This is a genomic window from Pseudoalteromonas spongiae UST010723-006 (genome assembly GCF_000238255.3).
Classification (GTDB): Bacteria; Pseudomonadota; Gammaproteobacteria; order Enterobacterales; family Alteromonadaceae; genus Pseudoalteromonas; species Pseudoalteromonas spongiae.
This window is the reverse complement of the sequence record NZ_CP011039.1, coordinates 2699196-2717209: the sequence shown is the minus strand read 5'-3', so window position 1 is coordinate 2717209 and position 18014 is coordinate 2699196. Positions and strand designations below refer to the sequence as shown.

At 40.0% G+C, this 18014-nt stretch carries 16 protein-coding genes and 1 tRNA gene; 9 read left to right on the top strand and 8 right to left on the bottom strand.

Going from position 1 to position 18014, the window contains the following annotated elements:
* Positions 1–33: 33 nt before the first annotated feature.
* The 5 genes from astA to speD all read left to right on the top strand — a co-directional run bounded on the left by astA (position 34) and on the right by speD (position 4608).
* Positions 34–1056: an arginine N-succinyltransferase gene (gene astA, locus PSPO_RS12530; RefSeq protein WP_010562126.1), complete on the top strand. Its 1023-nt coding sequence runs from the start codon at positions 34–36 to the stop codon at positions 1054–1056.
* 19 nt (positions 1057–1075) lie between these two features.
* Positions 1076–2542 carry a succinylglutamate-semialdehyde dehydrogenase gene (astD, locus tag PSPO_RS12525; protein WP_010562125.1) on the top strand — a complete coding sequence of 489 codons (1467 nt, stop codon included), beginning with the start codon at positions 1076–1078 and terminating at the stop codon, positions 2540–2542.
* 321 nt (positions 2543–2863) lie between these two features.
* Positions 2864–3202, top strand: a complete 339-nt coding sequence (locus PSPO_RS12520) for a DUF3802 family protein (RefSeq protein ID WP_010562124.1) — start codon at positions 2864–2866, stop codon at positions 3200–3202.
* A gap of 91 nt (positions 3203–3293) precedes the next feature.
* Entirely contained in the window at positions 3294–3698 is a 405-nt protein-coding gene (locus PSPO_RS12515) for an OsmC family protein (protein WP_010562123.1), read from the top strand.
* Between the two features lie 97 nt (positions 3699–3795).
* Positions 3796–4608, top strand: a complete 813-nt coding sequence (gene speD / locus PSPO_RS12510) for an adenosylmethionine decarboxylase (protein WP_010562122.1) — start codon at positions 3796–3798, stop codon at positions 4606–4608.
* A 42-nt stretch (positions 4609–4650) separates the two neighbouring features.
* On the opposite strand, the gene PSPO_RS21670 is transcribed toward speD, so the two are convergent.
* The 7 genes from PSPO_RS21670 to cutA form a co-directional block, all read right to left on the bottom strand.
* Positions 4651–4803, bottom strand: coding sequence for a hypothetical protein (locus tag PSPO_RS21670; RefSeq protein ID WP_157813512.1), 153 nt, complete (start codon positions 4801–4803; stop codon positions 4651–4653).
* 304 nt (positions 4804–5107) lie between these two features.
* Positions 5108–5184: transfer RNA gene (locus PSPO_RS12505), tRNA-Ile, on the bottom strand.
* 193 nt (positions 5185–5377) lie between these two features.
* A complete protein-coding gene (gene accC, locus PSPO_RS12500) occupies positions 5378–6718 on the bottom strand; it encodes an acetyl-CoA carboxylase biotin carboxylase subunit (RefSeq protein ID WP_010562121.1) in 1341 nt (446 codons plus the stop codon).
* 21 nt (positions 6719–6739) lie between these two features.
* On the bottom strand, positions 6740–7198 hold the full coding sequence (gene accB / locus PSPO_RS12495) for an acetyl-CoA carboxylase biotin carboxyl carrier protein (protein WP_010562120.1): 459 nt from the start codon (positions 7196–7198) through the stop codon (positions 6740–6742).
* A 40-nt stretch (positions 7199–7238) separates the two neighbouring features.
* Complete coding sequence (aroQ, locus tag PSPO_RS12490; RefSeq protein ID WP_010562119.1) at positions 7239–7679, bottom strand: type II 3-dehydroquinate dehydratase; 441 nt, start codon at positions 7677–7679, stop codon at positions 7239–7241.
* Between the two features lie 193 nt (positions 7680–7872).
* Positions 7873–9678 (bottom strand): protein-disulfide reductase DsbD, encoded by a 1806-nt coding sequence (locus tag PSPO_RS12485; protein ID WP_010562118.1) that lies wholly within the window; start codon positions 9676–9678, stop codon positions 7873–7875.
* Positions 9678–9995, bottom strand: a complete 318-nt coding sequence (gene cutA, locus PSPO_RS12480) for a divalent-cation tolerance protein CutA (RefSeq protein WP_010562117.1) — start codon at positions 9993–9995, stop codon at positions 9678–9680. Before cutA ends, PSPO_RS12485 begins: the two co-directional genes overlap by 1 nt.
* Positions 9996–10175: 180 nt before the next feature.
* Here cutA and PSPO_RS12475 point away from each other — a divergent pair, with 180 nt between their 5' ends.
* The 4 genes from PSPO_RS12475 to PSPO_RS12460 all read left to right on the top strand — a co-directional run bounded on the left by PSPO_RS12475 (position 10176) and on the right by PSPO_RS12460 (position 15331).
* On the top strand, positions 10176–10679 hold the full coding sequence (locus PSPO_RS12475) for an FxsA family protein (RefSeq protein ID WP_010562116.1): 504 nt from the start codon (positions 10176–10178) through the stop codon (positions 10677–10679).
* A gap of 121 nt (positions 10680–10800) precedes the next feature.
* Positions 10801–11088 carry a co-chaperone GroES gene (locus PSPO_RS12470; protein ID WP_010562115.1) on the top strand — a complete coding sequence of 96 codons (288 nt, stop codon included), beginning with the start codon at positions 10801–10803 and terminating at the stop codon, positions 11086–11088.
* Positions 11089–11138: 50 nt separating this feature from the next.
* A complete protein-coding gene (gene groL, locus PSPO_RS12465; protein WP_010562114.1) occupies positions 11139–12785 on the top strand; it encodes a chaperonin GroEL in 1647 nt (548 codons plus the stop codon).
* A 170-nt stretch (positions 12786–12955) separates the two neighbouring features.
* Positions 12956–15331: a PAS domain-containing sensor histidine kinase gene (locus tag PSPO_RS12460; protein ID WP_010562113.1), complete on the top strand. Its 2376-nt coding sequence runs from the start codon at positions 12956–12958 to the stop codon at positions 15329–15331.
* A 9-nt stretch (positions 15332–15340) separates the two neighbouring features.
* Here PSPO_RS12460 and PSPO_RS12455 read toward each other — a convergent pair whose 3' ends face one another.
* Positions 15341–17755, bottom strand: a complete 2415-nt coding sequence (locus tag PSPO_RS12455) for an EAL domain-containing protein (RefSeq protein ID WP_010562112.1) — start codon at positions 17753–17755, stop codon at positions 15341–15343.
* Between the last annotated feature and the right edge of the window lie 259 nt (positions 17756–18014).

Genomic DNA, 18014 nt, shown 5'->3' with positions numbered 1-18014 from the left:
CTGCTTTTCTTAATTTTAATATAGGGGCTACTAATGATTATCGTTCGTCCGATTAAAAGCTCGGATTATCCAGCTTTAATGAAGATAGCTGAAGATTCAGGTCATGGCTTCACGTCTTTGCCACAAAATGAAGACCTGCTTAAGCGCAAAATCGCGCGTTCAGAGCAAAGCTTTAGCAAATCAGTCTCTCATCCTGAGGATGAGGGTTATTTGTTTGTAATGGAAGATTTGGCGACTGGCGAAGTTGTCGGTACATCTGCAATTGAAGCGGCAGTTGGCTTAGATGATGCCTTTTACCATTATCACTTAAGCAAGGTGATCCACTCGTCGCGTGAACTTAATGTTTACAAAGCAGTAGATATTCTTACCTTATGTAATGATTACACTGGTGCAACAGAGCTATGTACTTTGTACCTACAAGATCATTACCGTCAAGGTGGAAATGGTAAGTTATTATCAAAAATGCGCTTTATGTTTATGAATGCGCATGCAGAGCGCTTTGCTAGTAAAGTATTAGCTGAAATGCGCGGTGTATCTGATGAAAACGGCGAAAGCCCGTTTTGGCAATGGTTAGAAGAGCACTTCTTCTCAATGGATTTTCCAACGGCAGACTACCTGACAGGTATTGGCCAGAAAGTGTTTATTGCTGAATTAATGCCAAAATACCCAATTTATGTAAATTTACTTAGTAAAGACGCACAAGCGGTAATTGGTCAGGTACATGATAAAACCCGTCCAGCAATTGAGTTATTAAAAAGCGAAGGCTTCACGTTTAACGGCTATGTAGATATTTTTGATGCAGGGCCAACGGTAGAAGCAGATATTAGTAATATCAAAACAATCCGCGATTGCCAAAACCGCACTGTGGTAATTGGTGATATGGCACAAGGCTCAGAGGCAAGTTTTATGCTGTCAAACCACAAGTTGGTTGACTTTAGAGCGTTACTATCGACAATGACCTTGGATGCAAACAGCGAGACAGTTACTTTGTCTGCTGAACTTGCAAATGCGCTACATGTTTCAGAAGGTGATGTGATCACTATCGCACCACTTTAAATAGTTAGGAGAAATTGAGATGACTCACGCCGCTCAGTTTATAAATGGCCAGTGGTTAGCTGGTGAAGGAGCTGAATTCAGCTCGTTAAACCCTGCAAAAGGGGAAGTAATTTGGTCAGCAACGGCTGCAACAGCAGGTCAAGTTGACGCAGCAATCAACGCAGCACGCGAAGCGTTTTATAGCTGGACAGATTTAACATTTGAACAGCGTTTAGAGATTGTTAAAAAGTTTGCTGAACAGCTTGCTGAAAATAAAGATGCGCTTGCCAGAGCCATTGCACTTGAAACGGGTAAACCGCTTTGGGAAACAGCAACAGAAGTTGGCGCAATGATCGGCAAAATCGGTATTTCTGAAAAAGCGTATTTAGAGCGCACAGGTACTGTTGAAAACCCGATGCCTCAAGGCCGTGCTGTAATTCGTCATAAAGCACACGGTGTTGTTGCGGTATTTGGTCCTTATAATTTCCCTGGTCACTTGCCTAACGGTCACATTGTTCCTGCATTACTTGCTGGTAACACAGTTATCTTTAAGCCATCAGAACTAACCCCTATGGTTGCCGAGTTAACTCTGCAATTGTGGGAGAAAGCGGGTCTACCTAAAGGTGTAATCAACCTAGTTCAAGGTGAAGTTGAAACAGGTAAAGCGCTAGCATCTCATCGTGGTATTGATGGTTTATTCTTTACTGGTTCATCGCGTACTGGTCATTTAATTCACCAGCAATACGGCGGTCAGCCAGGTAAAATTTTAGCGTTAGAGATGGGTGGTAATAACCCACTAATCGTTAAAGATGTAGCAGACACTAAAGCAGTTGTTCACGATATTATTCAATCAGCGTTTGTATCGAGCGGTCAGCGTTGTACATGTGCACGTAAGTTATTCTTACCTGCAGGTGAACAAGGCGATGTGATTTTGTCACAGCTAATTGAAGCAACTAAAGCAATTAAAGTTGGTTTTTACGACGATGAAGATCAACCGTTTATGGGTTCAATGATCTCAGAAGCCGCTGCTAAATCAATGATGGATGCACAAGCTCAGCTTCAATCTCTTGGTGGTGAGTCACTAATTGAAATGACACATACTGCGGGCACAGGTTTTGTTACACCAGCGATTATTGAGTGTTCAAATATTGCTGATTTCCCTGATGATGAGCATTTCGGTCCATTGTTAAAAGTGTTCCGTTACACTGATTTCGATGCAGCAATCGATAAAGGTAACGATACAGACTATGGCCTTTCAGCAGGCTTATTAAGTGATAATGCAGCTGATTACGACCATTTCTTACGTCGTATCAGAGCGGGTATTGTTAACTGGAACCGTCCAATTACCGGTGCTTCAAGTGCCGCACCATTTGGTGGTATTGGCGCATCAGGTAACCACAGAGCAAGTGCATACTATGCAGCTGATTACTGTGCATACCCAGTTGCTTCGGTAGAGCTTGAAAAAGTAGCGATGCCAGCAACATTAAGTCCAGGCATTAAAATTTAGTAATAAGTTTTAACTATAAAAGCAGCGCAAGCTGCTTTTTTTATGTCTATAGTTATTGGAAGAAAGGTGATACCAATTTACTTAAATAGCTCACTTTTTTTGGCGAGTTAGCTGTAGAGTGAGTTGCGCTGAAATGTATTAATGTAGCCTCACTACGTTAAAAAGTTTCGCAATGTGAGCATTTGAGTGAATCAGTGTTATAGCTAAACACATAGTGAGCAGAGTTGGTATTAGAAGTAATAAAAAAGTGCAGGGTAGTATTTATTTAACTAATCTGCTTAAAATAGTCATATCAAATACACGTAGTAGGTAGATAAATAAATGGTAATTGATCAGCAAGGTTATGATGAGCTTATCATGTACTTAACAGAACACTTATCCTTGTTCGAAAAGCCAGGAGAAGTTCGACCAGGCGCGCCTACAGTAATGGCATTGATTGAAGATGATATTGCTGAACAAATCATTAATTTTTGCATGCAGCATGAAGACTTAAGTGTTGATGACCGCAGTGTGATTATGCGTGAAGTTGACGGTATTGTTTACGATCTACAGGAAGTGCTATCGGGCGTTGTTAATCAACCTGTTACGATTGAACAACATGCCTTTATTGATGAGTTTTCAGGGCTCGTTAAAAACTTATTTGATTCAGCTGTTTCCTAGCTATATTCACACTGTTAGTTAGCGCTTTTTATTGCTATCTTGTGTTGCTTACATACAATCGTTTGTAGATTAATAAATAAGAGTGTAAACAATGCAAGCAAATGTGAAATGGGTCGACGGAGATACCTTCGTTGGGCTTTCTAACTCGGGCCACAATGTGGTGTTTGATACAGGCAGTGATAGCGCTGCGCCAAGCCCTATGGAAATGGTTTTAATGTCAGCAGGCTGCTGCTCTTCTGTTGATGTTGTTAGCATTTTAAATAAAGCAAAACAAAACTTTTCCAACCTTGAAGTAAAGCTCTCTGCAGAGCGTGCAGAAACAACTCCACGAGTTTTTACTAAAATTAATCTACACTTTGTAGTTACTGGTAAAGATGTGTCTGAAAAGCATCTTTCACGTGCAATTAGTTTGTCGGCTGAAAAGTACTGTTCAGTAGCACTTATGCTAGATAAAACAGTCGATATTACACACAGTTACGAGATCATTGAAGAATAGCAAAAATAGTACTTTTGCGTGGGGGGATTTTCATATAAAATCCGCCCTCTTCAAAAGCGAAATCGCGATTATTTTATACAATTGAGGGTGGTTTATAGTGCCAAAGCCATTTAAAAAGCTAAAGTTACACGGTTTTAATAACTTAACAAAAAGCCTTAGTTTTAGTATTTATGACGTGTGTTATGCAAAGACACCACAACAACGTAAAGAATACATTGAATACATTGATGAACAGTACAGTGCTGAACGCCTAACCGATATTTTAGGTGAAGTAGTTGATATCATCGGTGCAAATATTCTAAATGTTGCTCGCCAGGACTACGACCCTCAAGGTGCCAGTGTAACTATTCTTATCTCTGAAGAGCCAGTAGCCGATGCGACAGCTCAGCAAGAAGAGCCGGGCCCATTACCAGACTCAGTTGTTGCACACTTAGATAAAAGCCATATTTGTGTACACACATACCCTGAGGAGCATCCTCATGACGGTATTTGTACTTTCCGAGCGGATATTGAAGTATCAACCTGTGGTGTTATCTCACCACTTAAAGCGTTGAACTTTTTAATTCACTCATTAGAGTCTGATGTTGTGACAATCGATTATCGTGTGCGCGGCTTTACGCGTGACGTAGATGGCAAAAAGCACTACATTGATCATGATATTCATTCAATTCAGAACTTTATGACTGAAGACACGCAAGACGCGTATCAAATGATTGACGTGAACGTATACCAAGAAAACTTGTTCCATACCAAAATGATGCTTAAAGAAACCGATTTAAATGCGTATTTATTCGGTATTACAACAGATGATTTATCTGAAGCTGAGCAGCAGGAAATTCGTCACAAGCTTTCACGCGAAATGCATGAAATATTCTATGGTAGAAATTATCCAGCAGACTCTGCATTTTAAAAAAGGCGCTTGAAGCGCCTTTTTTATTCCAATAACCTAGTATTACTCTGGTGGCTTAGTTGGTCTTTGAGGTTTATCTTTTGGATTTGACGCCATAATTTCCGCACCACCAACATCTGAAAGTATTGCGCCTGTATCCATAGCAATGCCACTCGCTTGTAACTGCAGTGTGAAATATAGAATTAAGCTTATCATTCCGCATCCTTATTATAAATTCTGTTCTAAATGTTTGCTGCTACCCGAAAAGAGTACTTAGTTGTTATCTAAGTAAATTTATACTTGCTCATTTTTTGTTCTGCGTCTACATCTTAATCAACTGAAATATAAACAAATGTAAATGGATTGTTATTTTTGTTACCGAATTGAGGTGGTTGATAGTCGTAGTTAAATATTTCTACTAAGCAGATAAAAATGATTTGAAAACACAAATTGCTAGACGATTTACAGCATTAGGGTGCGAATATTTGAGAGTGTTATTACGTTTTGCAACAATAATAAATGGTGGCCCCACCTGGACTCGAACCAGGGACCTAACGATTATGAGTCGTGTGCTCTAACCAACTGAGCTATAGGGCCATTTAAGACGCGTTAGTTATAGTTACTTAATGACTAAGCGGTGAGAAGTATAAGAACTTTTAATTGCCTTGTCACTAGCCAATAGGGTAAAAAATGTATTTTATTAATCAATTGATTATTAAATGTTCGCAACTGTACAAGTCAAAATTAGAGAAATAAAAAAGCCAGCAGCTGCTGGCTTTTTTCTAAGGATTTACAACCCTAATTTCTTCTCTAAATAGTGGATGTTTGTGCCACCATTATGGAAGTTTTCATCAGCAAGAATTTTCTTGTGAAGTGGGGTGTTGGTTTTTATACCATCAATTACAAGCTCGTTCAGTGCGTTTTTAGCACGTGAAATCGCTACGTCACGGTTTTCACCGTAAGTGATAAGCTTACCAATCATTGAATCGTAATGCGGTGGGACTGAGTAGTCAGCGTAAATGTGGCTGTCCCAGCGAATACCTAAGCCGCCAGCAGGATGGAATCGTGTGATTTTACCTGGTGATGGAATAAAGGTTTCAGGGTCTTCCGCATTGATACGGCATTCAATCGCATGGCCGCGAATAACAATATCATCTTGAGTAATTGATAATGGTTGGCCTGCTGCAATTTTTAGCTGTTCTTTAATCAGATCGATGCCTGTAACCATTTCCGTTACTGGGTGTTCTACCTGAATACGTGTATTCATTTCAATAAAGTAGAACTCACCATTTTCGTATAAGAACTCAAATGTACCTGCACCGCGGTAGCCAATTTCAACACATGCACGTGTACAGCGCTCACCAATGTTTTTACGCATTTCTGCTGTAATACCTGGTGCTGGTGCTTCTTCTACCACTTTTTGGTGGCGACGTTGCATTGAACAATCACGCTCACCTAAGTGAACCGCATTACCTTGACCGTCAGCAAGTACTTGAATTTCAATATGACGTGGGTTTTCAAGGAATTTCTCCATGTAAACAACGCCATTATTGAAGAATTGCTTCGCCTCTGTTTGCGTTAATGCAATTGAATCAATTAGCTCTTCTTCGCTACGCACTACACGCATACCACGACCACCGCCGCCGCCAGCAGCCTTGATGATTACTGGGTAACCAATGCGTTTTGCGATTTGCTTGTTGCGCTCGCTGTCGTCTGTAAGTGGACCATCAGAACCTGGAACACAAGGAACACCGGCTTTACGCATAGCGTCGATTGCTGAAACCTTGTCACCCATCATGCGAATAGTGTCGCCTTTCGGGCCAATGAAAATAAAACCACTTTGCTCTACTTGATCAGCAAAGTCAGCATTTTCTGATAGGAAACCGTAGCCTGGGTGAATTGCTACAGCGTCAGTTACTTCTGCCGCCGCAATGATACGTGTTGTATCTAAATAGCTTTCAGATGCAGGTGGCTTACCAATACAAATGGTTTCATCTGCAAGTAAAACGTGTTTTAGGTCTTTGTCTGCAGTTGAGTGCACAGCAACAGTTTTTATACCGAGCTCTTTACATGCACGCAGCACACGCAGGGCGATTTCGCCGCGGTTTGCAATTACAACTTTATCTAACATAAGGGTTGCCTTCTGCGTGTGTTATTCGATTACAAATAGAGGTTGGTCGAACTCAACAGCATCTTCGTTATCTACTAAGATCGCTTTAACAACACCCGCTTTATCAGATTCAATTTGGTTCATCATCTTCATTGCTTCTACGATACATAATGTGTCGCCAACACTTACTGTGTCGCCAACTTCTACGTATGATGCCGCTTCAGGTGAAGATGCGCGGTAGAATGTACCTACCATTGGTGATTTAACTTGGTGGCCTGAAACAACAGCAGGTGCTGCTGATTCTTCAGCTGCAACAGGTGCCGCTGCCGGAGCTGCTACTGGCGCAGCAGCAGGAGCCGCAGCGTAATGAACTGGAGCAGCCATTGGTGCAGAGCTATGACGATTAATACGTACCGACTCTTCACCTTCCGTGATTTCTAATTCAGCAATACCTGATTCTTCAACAAGTTCAATAAGCTTTTTGATTTTGCGAATATCCATTCTAACGACCCGCCTTATAATATTTTATTTAAATGTGTGTTTAGCGATCGGCCAAAATAGTGTCTAATGCCATTTTGTAACCGTTCGCACCAAATCCGCAAAGAACGCCTTTTGCAACATCACTAAAGTAGGAGTGATGGCGAAACGCTTCTCTTTGATAAATATTTGTCAGATGTACCTCAACAAAAGGAATCGCCACACTGAGTAATGCGTCGCGCAGTGCTACGCTGGTATGCGTAAATGCGGCAGGGTTAATAATAATAAAATCAACCTGCTCAAATGCTGAATGAATCGTAGAGATTAATTCGGCTTCGCTATTACTTTGAAAGTGCGTCAGTGCCACGTTGTTTGAATCTGCGTACTGAGTTAAGTGTTGCATTATTTCAGCTAATGTTTGCGCACCGTATATTTCAGGTTCGCGTTTGCCCAACATGTTTAAATTTGGGCCATTTAATACTAAAACTCGTAAACGTGCAGTCATCTTTCGTGAACTTCCTATTAAATCATTGAGGTTTGCTATTTTTTCTAAATTCCACGTTTAACTTAAGGTTTGTCGTGGTAAATAGCAAGTTTTTCTCACGATGGCGTATTATTATAGAGAGTTCGCAGAATATAGCAGCAAAATACTGGTCTAATCAGCAGGGGAGGATGGTTTGCTGATTAGACCGAGGTAGTTAGAATTTATTAGAAAGGGCGCTTAAGTGGGCTGAAAATTCATCAGCACTTTGAAAACCAGTAACGCGATGGTCAGGTAACTCTTCGCCTTGACGGTCAAAGAATAAGATTGTCGGTAAGCCGAATACATCAAAGCGTTCCATAAAGGCGATAGTGGTATCATTTGATTCAGTTAAATCAGCTTGAATTAATACATAGTCTTTAAACGCTGCTTGCACGTCAGCATTTGGGAAAGTGTACTTTTCGAACTCTTTACAAGCAACACACCAGTCTGCGTATAAATCAAACATCACAAGCTTTCCTTGTGCTGCTGCTTTACTCACTTCTGCATCTAGCTCTTCTAAATTAGTAACGTGAATAAACTGGCCGTGTACATCAGCAGATGTATTTGCTGTTACTTTCGCAGAGTCTGAAGGCCAAATTTGTTGGCTAATTGACGTAAGTGCACTAAACACCATGACAAACGAAACTAACCAGAGCACAGTTTTGCCTTTGTTATTTGTAGTAAGAGTATGCCAGTAATAAAGGTAAACACCGGTTACTAATAATAAGCCTGAACCAATCATTACAATAATATGCCAAGGTACGATGCGCTCTAATAAAATCAGCGGTACCATTAGCATAATAAAGCCGAATAAGGTTTTTACTTGCTCCATCCAAGCGCCTGCTTTTGGTAATAACTTACCGCCAGAGGTACCTAATAATAGAAGTGGAATACCCATACCAAGGCTTAGCACATACAGCGTAATGCCACCGACAAAGTAGTCGCCACTTTGTGCAACATATAATAATGCAGCAGACAATGGCGCTGTAGTGCATGGCGAGGCGATTAAACCAGACAATACACCCATCATAAATACGCCTAGGTAGTTGCCTGATTTTTGGTTATTCGATAATTGCGTTAAGCGCGTCATCCAACTTTCTGGCAATTTGAATTCATATAAGCCAAACATCGAAAGTGCTAACAACACAAATAAAATACTAAAGCTAATCAGTACTGCAGGATGCTGAATGTATCCTTGTACTTGGCCACCAAGTGATGCCACTACTAAACCTAGTAGCGCATAGGTAATTGCCATACCTTGCACATAGACAAATGATAAAGTGAACGCGCGTTTAGTTGATAACCCTTGTTGGCCTGCAATTAAACTCGAAAGAATAGGGAACATTGGGAATACACACGGTGTAAAGGCCAGTGTTAAACCCAATGCAAAAAAGATGGCTAAATTAGTTAGTAAGCTTTGCTGGTTTAACTTGTCTGTAAGTGATAACTCACTGTTAGATTCATTTGAAGGCGCTACTGGTGCTTCTGAAATACTATCGTTCGTAGTTTTGTCAGATGATGAACTTTGAAAAGCCGTTAGTGGGATTTCCACAATGACAGGTTGATAACATAACCCCGCTTCGGCACAGCCTTGGTAGCGGACTTTTACGTAAGCACCCTCTACTACATTATCGAGTTTAGAGACTGTGGTGAGCTCATTAAAATACACTTGCGTTTTACCAAAGTACTCATCTTCGTGGTCAGTACCTTTAGGTAATTTTGGTAGTGTTAACTCAGCACCTTTGGCAACAAATTCTAGCTTTTCTTTATAAAGGTAATAACCATCAGCAATATCCCAGCCTATAAATAAGGTTGAGCCTTGCTGATCAAAATCGATTTTAAATGCTTCATCGACTTTTAAAAACTGAGGTTGATTGGTTTTTATAAGATCATTAAAGGTGGTATTGGCGTTTGCCGGTTGACCTAAAAAGGCAAAAAGGGTGTTTAATAACAGCACACAGCCAAAAGTTATAAAGCGCATTACGCGAGTACCTCATCTATCCAACTAAAATATTCGTCATTGCCATCAGTGATGTTGATCACTTGAATTTCAGGCACATCATACGGGTGGATCTGTTTTAATGTGTCGATTAATACGTGAGTTTTTGCTGCATGGGTTTTTATAAACAGCTTAATTTCCGTATCGTGTGCCATTTTACCTTGCCACATGTAAAAAGATTCAACTTGCGGTAAGACATTTACACAGGCAGCAAGTTTCTTTGTGAGCAGTGTTTTTGCAATGGCATGTGCGTCATCTTTTGTTGCACACGTTGTTAGTACTAATTGATAATTAGCCATACTGAACCTTCAGAAAATGTGTAAGTCTCACATTTTATACATTAAATATCATGAATGATCATTAAAACAGGGTGATTAGATAACAGCGAAAAGAGTGATTCTTTAAGCTGTATTTTTCCTAAGCTTGAATTAAGACCTGAAAACCCCAATATTCATTTCATCTATTTTTAAGGAAGCGCTATGTTTAAAGCCTTATTTTTTCTTTTTATTGTTATCCCGATTGTTGAAATAGCTCTACTTATTCAGGTAAGCGAAGTGATTGGTGGTTGGAGTACCATTGCGCTTGTTATTGTAACTGCTTTTGTCGGTGCTAAATTAGTAAAGCAACAGGGAACAGATGCGTTGAAAAACGTGCAAGGTCAAATGGCGCAAGGGCAAATGCCGGCAGAAGAACTATTTGCGGGCTTATGCGTGATTATTGCCGGTGTGTTGCTATTAACCCCAGGTATTATGACGGATGTACTCGGCTTTTTGTTACTAACTCCAGTTGTGCGTAAGCGTCTTGCCGCTAATTTAATGTCGCAAGCTAAGGTGAAAATGACCAATCCGCAGCAAGGTGGTGGCTTTTATTATTCATCTTTCACACACACTCAGTCACCAAAGCGTGAGCAATTTACTGAAACACATATTCAATCAAATAAACCGTCTAATACATTAGAGGGTGAGTTTGAGCGAAAAGACTAAAAAATTTGCAATAAACCCCTTGGGATCTATTTTTTAATCCCCATAAATTGCATAACTAACTTTTTTGGGCCTTTAGGCCTTATTTCTGAGATAGAAAATTAAATCAGGAGAAAAACCCATAATGAACATTCGTCCATTACATGATCGCGTTATCGTAAAGCGTCTTGAAGAAGAAACTAAATCAGCAGGCGGTATCGTACTTACAGGTTCGGCTGCCGAAAAATCTTCACGTGGTGAAGTTGTTGCAGCGGGCAATGGCCGCGTGTTAGAGAACGGCGAAGTGCGTGCACTAGAAGTTAAGGCTGGTGACACAGTTCTTTTCGGCTCTTACGTAGAAAAAACTGAAAAAATCGACGGTCAAGAATACTTGATCATGCGTGAAGACAATATCCTAGGTATTGTTGGTTAATTTTTCGTTTCTAAATTATCGGTTTTAACAGAATTTTAAGGAATTAAATCATGGCAGCAAAAGACGTACGTTTTGCAGGTGATGCTCGCGCTAAAATGCTAGCGGGTGTAAATGTATTAGCAGATGCAGTTAAAGTTACTTTAGGTCCAAAAGGCCGTAACGTTGTTTTAGACAAGTCATTCGGCTCACCAGTAATCACTAAAGATGGTGTATCAGTTGCAAAAGAAATCGAGCTTGAAGACAAGTTCGAAAACATGGGTGCACAAATGGTTAAAGAAGTTGCATCTAAAGCAAACGATGCAGCGGGTGACGGTACAACGACAGCAACTGTACTTGCACAATCAATCGTAAACGAAGGTCTTAAATCAGTAGCTGCGGGTATGAACCCAATGGATCTTAAGCGCGGTATTGATAAAGCAGTTGCAGCAGCTGTTGAAGAGCTTAAAGCACTATCTGTTCCATGCGCAGACACAAAAGCAATTGCACAAGTTGGTACTATTTCAGCTAACTCAGACACAGAAATCGGCGACATCATTGCAAATGCAATGGAGCGCGTTGGTCGTGAGTCAGGTGTTATCACTGTTGAAGACGGTCAAGCACTTGAAAATGAACTAGACGTTGTTGAAGGTATGCAGTTTGATCGCGGTTACTTATCGCCTTACTTCATCAACAATGCTGAGAAAGGTGTAGTTGAACTAGATAGCCCATTTATTCTACTTGTAGACAAAAAAGTATCTAATATTCGTGAGCTTCTACCAACACTTGAAGCTGTTGCAAAAGCAAGCAAGCCGCTACTTATTATTGCTGAAGACCTAGAAGGCGAAGCACTAGCAACATTAGTTGTTAACAACATGCGCGGTATCGTGAAAGTTGCAGCGGTTAAAGCACCTGGTTTTGGCGACCGTCGTAAAGCAATGTTACAAGACATCGCAATTCTAACTGGCGGTACAGTAATCTCTGAAGAAGTGGGTCTTGACCTAGAAAAAGCTCAGCTTGAAGATTTAGGTTCAGCGAAGCGTGTTGTTATTACTAAAGATGACACAACAATTATCGATGGTGTTGGTGAGCAAGGCGCAATTGACGCACGTGTTAACCAAATTAAAGCACAAATCGAAGAAGCAACGTCAGACTACGACAAAGAAAAGCTACAAGAGCGCCAAGCTAAACTAGCTGGTGGTGTTGCAGTAATCAAAGTAGGTGCTGCGACTGAAGTTGAAATGAAAGAGAAGAAAGACCGCGTTGAAGATGCATTGCATGCAACTCGCGCTGCGGTTGAAGAAGGCGTTGTACCTGGTGGTGGTGTTGCGCTAGTACGTGTTGCTAGCAAAATCGAAAGCCTAACAGGTGATAACGAAGACCAAAACCACGGTATTAAAGTTGCTCTACGTGCAATGGAAGCGCCACTTCGTCAAATCGTTTCTAACGCAGGTGATGAAGCATCAGTAGTTGTAAACGCGGTTAAAGCAGGTGAAGGTAACTACGGTTATAACGCTGCAACTGGCGAATACAGCGATATGCTAGAAATGGGTATTCTTGACCCAACAAAAGTAACGCGTTCAGCACTACAATTCGCAGCATCAATTGCTGGTCTTATGATCACTACAGAAGCTATGGTTGCTGAAATCCCTCAAGATGCGCCAGCTGCACCAGATATGGGCGGTATGGGTGGCATGGGTGGCATGGGTGGAATGATGTAATTCATCTTCCAAGTTACCTACTTGTCAAAAAAGCCAGCGCAATGCGCTGGCTTTTTTATTGCGTTAAAAAATTGATTTAACTTATAAAGTTACTAATACTTTATCAAGTCGTACAGGTGATTGTTAGCATTAGTTCTAAACCTACAGTGAACGGATATCAGGAGTGTGGGGTGACAAAGTCTCGTAAAATTAGCCTTATTTTGTTGTTGTCGTTAATGTGTAATCTTTTTGTGTTGGGAACAACGTTTTTTAATTCACAAAGTTTAAAAAAAGAGCAAGCGACGCTGTCACAAGTTATTACTGTTAACACTGAATTGTTAATTACGTTGCATGAGTTAGAGCGTACGGTTGGATATTCTGGATTTATCCATCACTTCAAAAATTACATTATTCGTCAACAACGTCATTACTTTTTTGGTGCGCAATCTAGTTATAAAAAAGCGAAATCATTGATTGAAGAAATTCGTCATCTGTCATCAGAAAAAGACGTGCTAGACAATTTGATGCTACTTGAATCAACGCTTGATGAATATAATGAAAACTTAGAAAAACACTTCTCAGTACCTCAAGAGTTATCAGTATCCGAATTAGATAAGCTGGTAAAAATAGATGACACCATTGCTGCGAGTGCAGTAAACAACATCGTTGAGAAAGTACTTCCGAATATCAGGGGGTCAAATCAGGTGTTTTTAAATCGCATTGAGACACAGCTTTTCTATAGTTACTTAATATCAGCGATGATTTGCTTGGTTATTATCGTATTTACAGGATTAGTTATATGGCATATCAACAAATTAAACCAGTCGGTTGGCAAATTTGGAAAACTGTTTGATGCATCGCCAGACGGTATAATTCACGCCGATAATCGCGGTAAAGTGCTAGCTGCAAACCATGCTGCGCAGGCGCTATTTGGTTATTCGCCAAGTGAATTCTCGGAAAAATTTATTGAAGACTTAATGGCTCGGGAATTAAAAGAAGCACATCAGGGTTATCGTAAAGAATTTACTAAACAAACACAGTCTAAAAATATGTTGGATCGGCGCAGCGTTTACGGAATTGACAAGAAAAACCAACGGATCCCATTGCAAATAGCCATTGGCAGTTTTTTAGAAAATGATGAGTTTCAAAGTGTCAGTATTTTAAGAGATATGCGAGAGATCGCTGGGCTCAATCAAGAACTAAAGTTTCTTAGCTCTATTATTAATGGTTTGTCTTCATATGTTGTGATTATTAATGAACAAGGTCAGGTGATTACAGCTAATTATGATTTGCAAAATAGTACGAATAAACAACATATCGAGCTTACAAATACACAGGCATGGCAACGTGATCCAACCACTAAAAAACAGCTACAAAACGCTATTGAGAAGCTGAAAAGCACAGGTGTCGAACAGCGATTTGATAGTCAAATTTGGGTCGATGAACGGTTTTACAAAGTTGATGTTGTGGTTGCCCATTTGGATACTAAGGCTGAGACGGGGTCTAATATTATTTGTTCTGCACATGATATAAGCGAGCGAAAGTATTTTGAGCAGCAATTACTTGAGAATGAAGAACGTTTCAAGCTGGTTGTAAATCACGTGTCGGAGGGAATTATTTTGTTCAACCAGCAAGGGCGTATTGACTGGTTGAATGCTAAAGCCGTTGTGATGCTGTCACCGTTTACACAGGGATTAAGCCCCTGTAATTTTATTGATGTATTTACCGAAAAAGATCAGCAAGAAATCGCCACTATAATAAATGATCTAACCACACAACACCCAACAAGCGAACCATTTCAGGCGCTACTTGCATTAGATAACGAATCGTTACCCGTTGAGGTGTGTATTACGCGTTATGCAGATAATATGGAAATCAACTATTTGGCAACAGTGTCGGATGTTTCGGAGTTATTAGCGGCAAATGATAGACTCAGCAACATGCTTGAAGAGAAAAGTATTTTGCTCAACGAAATTCATCACCGCGTAAAGAATAATTTACAAGTGATAACCAGTCTATTAAAGCTGCAACAACAGCATGTGCCAGAAAGTGCTGCAAACGAGTTACTAGCCTGTCAGCAGCGCATACGTTCAGTTGCGCTGGTACATCAATTGCTCTACGAGCAAGAGAATAGTTCTAAAATTAACTTTGTAGAGTACACTGCTAAGTTAGCACAATTAATCTTATTAGATGGCATTAACCACGCCCCTTACAAGGTAGAACTTCAGCTACCTAGGCAAGCGATATATTTGCCAATTAGTATTATGGTGCCGATTGGCTTTGTTATAAATGAAGTACTAACAAATATTCAAAAGCATGCGTTCCCAGAAGGTTCAGAAAAAGGGTTGATCACAATTTTTGCTGAAGAAGCGGGGAAAGGGCTGGATTTATTAATCAAAGATAACGGAACCGGCTTTGATATAGAGCAGTTTAATCAAGCTAGTTCACTTGGTCATACGCTTATCGGATTATTTACAAAACAGGCAAATGGCACAATTAAGGTTGAAAGTGAGCTTGGCAAATACTCTCACTTTCAGTTTCATTTTGACTTGTCGTATGTAAAGTAATTTATCGATTTATTGTTCATCTACTGCAAAGTGTTGCTCAGTCTCGCTATGCAATTGACCACCTAGCAGCGACAAAAACAGTGATAATGGCATGGGCTTAGCATGATAAAACCCTTGCTGATGAATAGCTGGGTCTTGTGCGAAATACTCGCTTTGTTTTGCTGATTCAATGCCTTCTACAACAACTTTATAGCCTAGGGACTTGCTTAAGTTCACCATGTGTTCGCACACTTTTTGTGCTTTTCTATCATCAGGGATCCCTTCAATAAACACTCTGTCGATTTTTAATATATCAAGATCAAACTGTTGCAGTAGTTCTAGTGACGAGTAGCCGCGGCCAAAGTCGTCTAGTGCGATGGAAAAACCAATTTCTCGTAACCGTTCAATATTTTTAACTGCTGGAGTATCAGTTAACGCCGTTTCGGTGATTTCTAATGTTATGTTGTTAGGTGAAACTTGCTTACAGTTAATAATCTCCTCGAATTTTGCCGGCAAAGACGGGTGCGAAAGTTGCTTAGCAGATAGATTTAAGCCTAGCTTTATATCAGTAAAGCCAGCGTTACTTAAATGTTCAATCGCATCGCATACTTTTTTTAGCATGAGCTCACCAAGTGGAAAAATAAGCCAGCTTGATTCTGCGATTGGAATAAAGTCATTAGGCGAAATAAATCCCGTTGCTTTATCACGCCAGCGGCAAAGCCCTTCAGCGCTTGATATTTCACCTTTATAATCAAAAATGGGCTGTAACCAAAGTTCTAGCAGCTCATTTTCAATGGCAAGTTTTAACCCTTGCTCTAAAAACAATTGGTACTGAGCTGAGCTTCCCATATCTTCTTGGTAAAAACGAAAATCATTTTTACCGCCATTTTTCGCTGCGTACATGGCGATGTCTGCGCGTTTCATCAGATCAGATGTATCGCTAATAGTATCGTCCCACTGGGCAATACCAATTGAGCATGTGAGTGAAATAGAAACATCTTTGCATTTAAATGGTTCTGAAATTGCTTTGTTTATTGAGTTAGCAATTTTACTAACATCGTTGGCTGTGAGCTGGCCATCTAACATCAATACAAACTCATCACCACCATGACGTATCATAATGTCAGAGGAGCGGAATATATGCTTAAGTCGCCATGCAAACTCGGCCAAAATTACATCACCGTATGAATGCCCGTAGGTGTCGTTAATCAGTTTAAAAGAATCAAGGTCAATAAACATCAGCGTAAACTTACCTGAGTCAAAGAACTCTTGAGGATTAGCGAATGCGCGATTCATGTAAGTACGATTGTACATACCGGTTAGTTCATCGCGATAGGCTTGGTATTGTAGCTTACGCTCAGCCATTTTTAATTCCGATATATCGGTAACTATCATTACCAATTCATCACTTTGGTCTTGATGTGATATTAATTTGCCATTAACCAGCGCGTAAAATAATTCGCCAGATTCAGTTTTAAAAGTTTCTTCTCGTCGTGAACAGAGGTCTTCCCACGGCTGTTGGTTAATATCTTCAGCGCGCTCTCGCTTTACAATGTTGTGATATTTTTTATTGATCAATTGAGATAGCGGGTACCCAATTAATTTGCAAAAAGCGGGGTTTGCTTTGGTAATTTCGCAGTTTTTATTGAGTACTAAAATACCATCTGCAATATGGCTGAATACAGACTTTGATACTTTTAACTCACGAATGTAGGTTTCAGTCTCGGTAACGTCTTTCATCGCCCCAATTGGCGTATCGCCACCTTGCAGCTTGATATCGCTGGTATAGACTTCGAACCAATATTGTTCATCACTAAGTGGTGATTGAACTCGGATTTTTTGATTGGATTTTTGCCCGTCTTTTAACAGAGATTCAACTTTCCACTTATCTTGCTCATGTACCATGCTAATAAATTCATTAAGTGGCAGTGGGCTTAAATGACCGAAGTACTTTTGCAGCATTTCGGTACCAGTAAATACTAAATGTTCTGCTTCGGGGTTGTATTCCCATACGTTTAGGTTGGCAGCTTCAATTGCGAGTTTAAGGCGTGCTTCCGATGAGGTTATTTCATCTTCATAGCGAAAACGATTAAGTGCAGTTTCAATAACCGCCCTTACTTCTCTAAGGTTGTAGGGTTTTACAATATAACCAATAGGGTTGGCTGAATTGGCTGATTCGATAATGTCATCGTTGGCATATGCAGTCACATAAATAATAGGTATATTTTTAATGGCATTGATTTTTTTGGCCGCATTTATACCGCTGCCGCCCGATTCAAGATTAATATCCATTAAAACAAGGTTTGGGTTTTTCTCTGTGAACAGGGCGAGTGCCTCATCTTCACTATTTGCAATTCCCACAACCTCATAACCTAGAGACTCAAGCTCGATCTTAAGGCTTAATGCAACAATCTGTTCGTCTTCAACAATTAATAACGAACTCATAACTCTATCCTTTTAATTAACTTATACCTGTCGCTACTATGTCTAATTAAGCGAATTAATTATCGACATCTTTTTAAGTTTAGTTGGTTTAAAGTGATTCTCAAATTTATGCCACTAAAACTGATTTAAAACATACCTTTGCCGATTAACCCTAATGCTAATCGAGAGTTATTTTTTACAATAATTATGAAAATATTATGTGTTAAGCGTATATTAAGTGTCAGGATAGATAATAAATATAAATTGATATAGCGAGTGA

Bases quoted from the DNA above. Each gene is read 5' to 3' on its own strand.
- astA (WP_010562126.1), top strand. From the start codon at position 34: ATGATTATCGTTCGTCCGATTAAAAGCTCGGATTATCCAGCTTTAATG.
- astD (WP_010562125.1), top strand. From the start codon at position 1,076: ATGACTCACGCCGCTCAGTTTATAAATGGCCAGTGGTTAGCTGGTGAA.
- PSPO_RS12520 (WP_010562124.1), top strand. From the start codon at position 2,864: ATGGTAATTGATCAGCAAGGTTATGATGAGCTTATCATGTACTTAACA.
- PSPO_RS12515 (WP_010562123.1), top strand. From the start codon at position 3,294: ATGCAAGCAAATGTGAAATGGGTCGACGGAGATACCTTCGTTGGGCTT.
- PSPO_RS21670 (WP_157813512.1), bottom strand. From the start codon at position 4,803: ATGATAAGCTTAATTCTATATTTCACACTGCAGTTACAAGCGAGTGGC.
- accC (WP_010562121.1), bottom strand. From the start codon at position 6,718: ATGTTAGATAAAGTTGTAATTGCAAACCGCGGCGAAATCGCCCTGCGT.
- accB (WP_010562120.1), bottom strand. From the start codon at position 7,198: ATGGATATTCGCAAAATCAAAAAGCTTATTGAACTTGTTGAAGAATCA.
- aroQ (WP_010562119.1), bottom strand. From the start codon at position 7,679: ATGACTGCACGTTTACGAGTTTTAGTATTAAATGGCCCAAATTTAAAC.
- PSPO_RS12485 (WP_010562118.1), bottom strand. From the start codon at position 9,678: ATGCGCTTTATAACTTTTGGCTGTGTGCTGTTATTAAACACCCTTTTT.
- cutA (WP_010562117.1), bottom strand. From the start codon at position 9,995: ATGGCTAATTATCAATTAGTACTAACAACGTGTGCAACAAAAGATGAC.
- PSPO_RS12475 (WP_010562116.1), top strand. From the start codon at position 10,176: ATGTTTAAAGCCTTATTTTTTCTTTTTATTGTTATCCCGATTGTTGAA.
- PSPO_RS12470 (WP_010562115.1), top strand. From the start codon at position 10,801: ATGAACATTCGTCCATTACATGATCGCGTTATCGTAAAGCGTCTTGAA.
- groL (WP_010562114.1), top strand. From the start codon at position 11,139: ATGGCAGCAAAAGACGTACGTTTTGCAGGTGATGCTCGCGCTAAAATG.
- PSPO_RS12455 (WP_010562112.1), bottom strand. From the start codon at position 17,755: ATGAGTTCGTTATTAATTGTTGAAGACGAACAGATTGTTGCATTAAGC.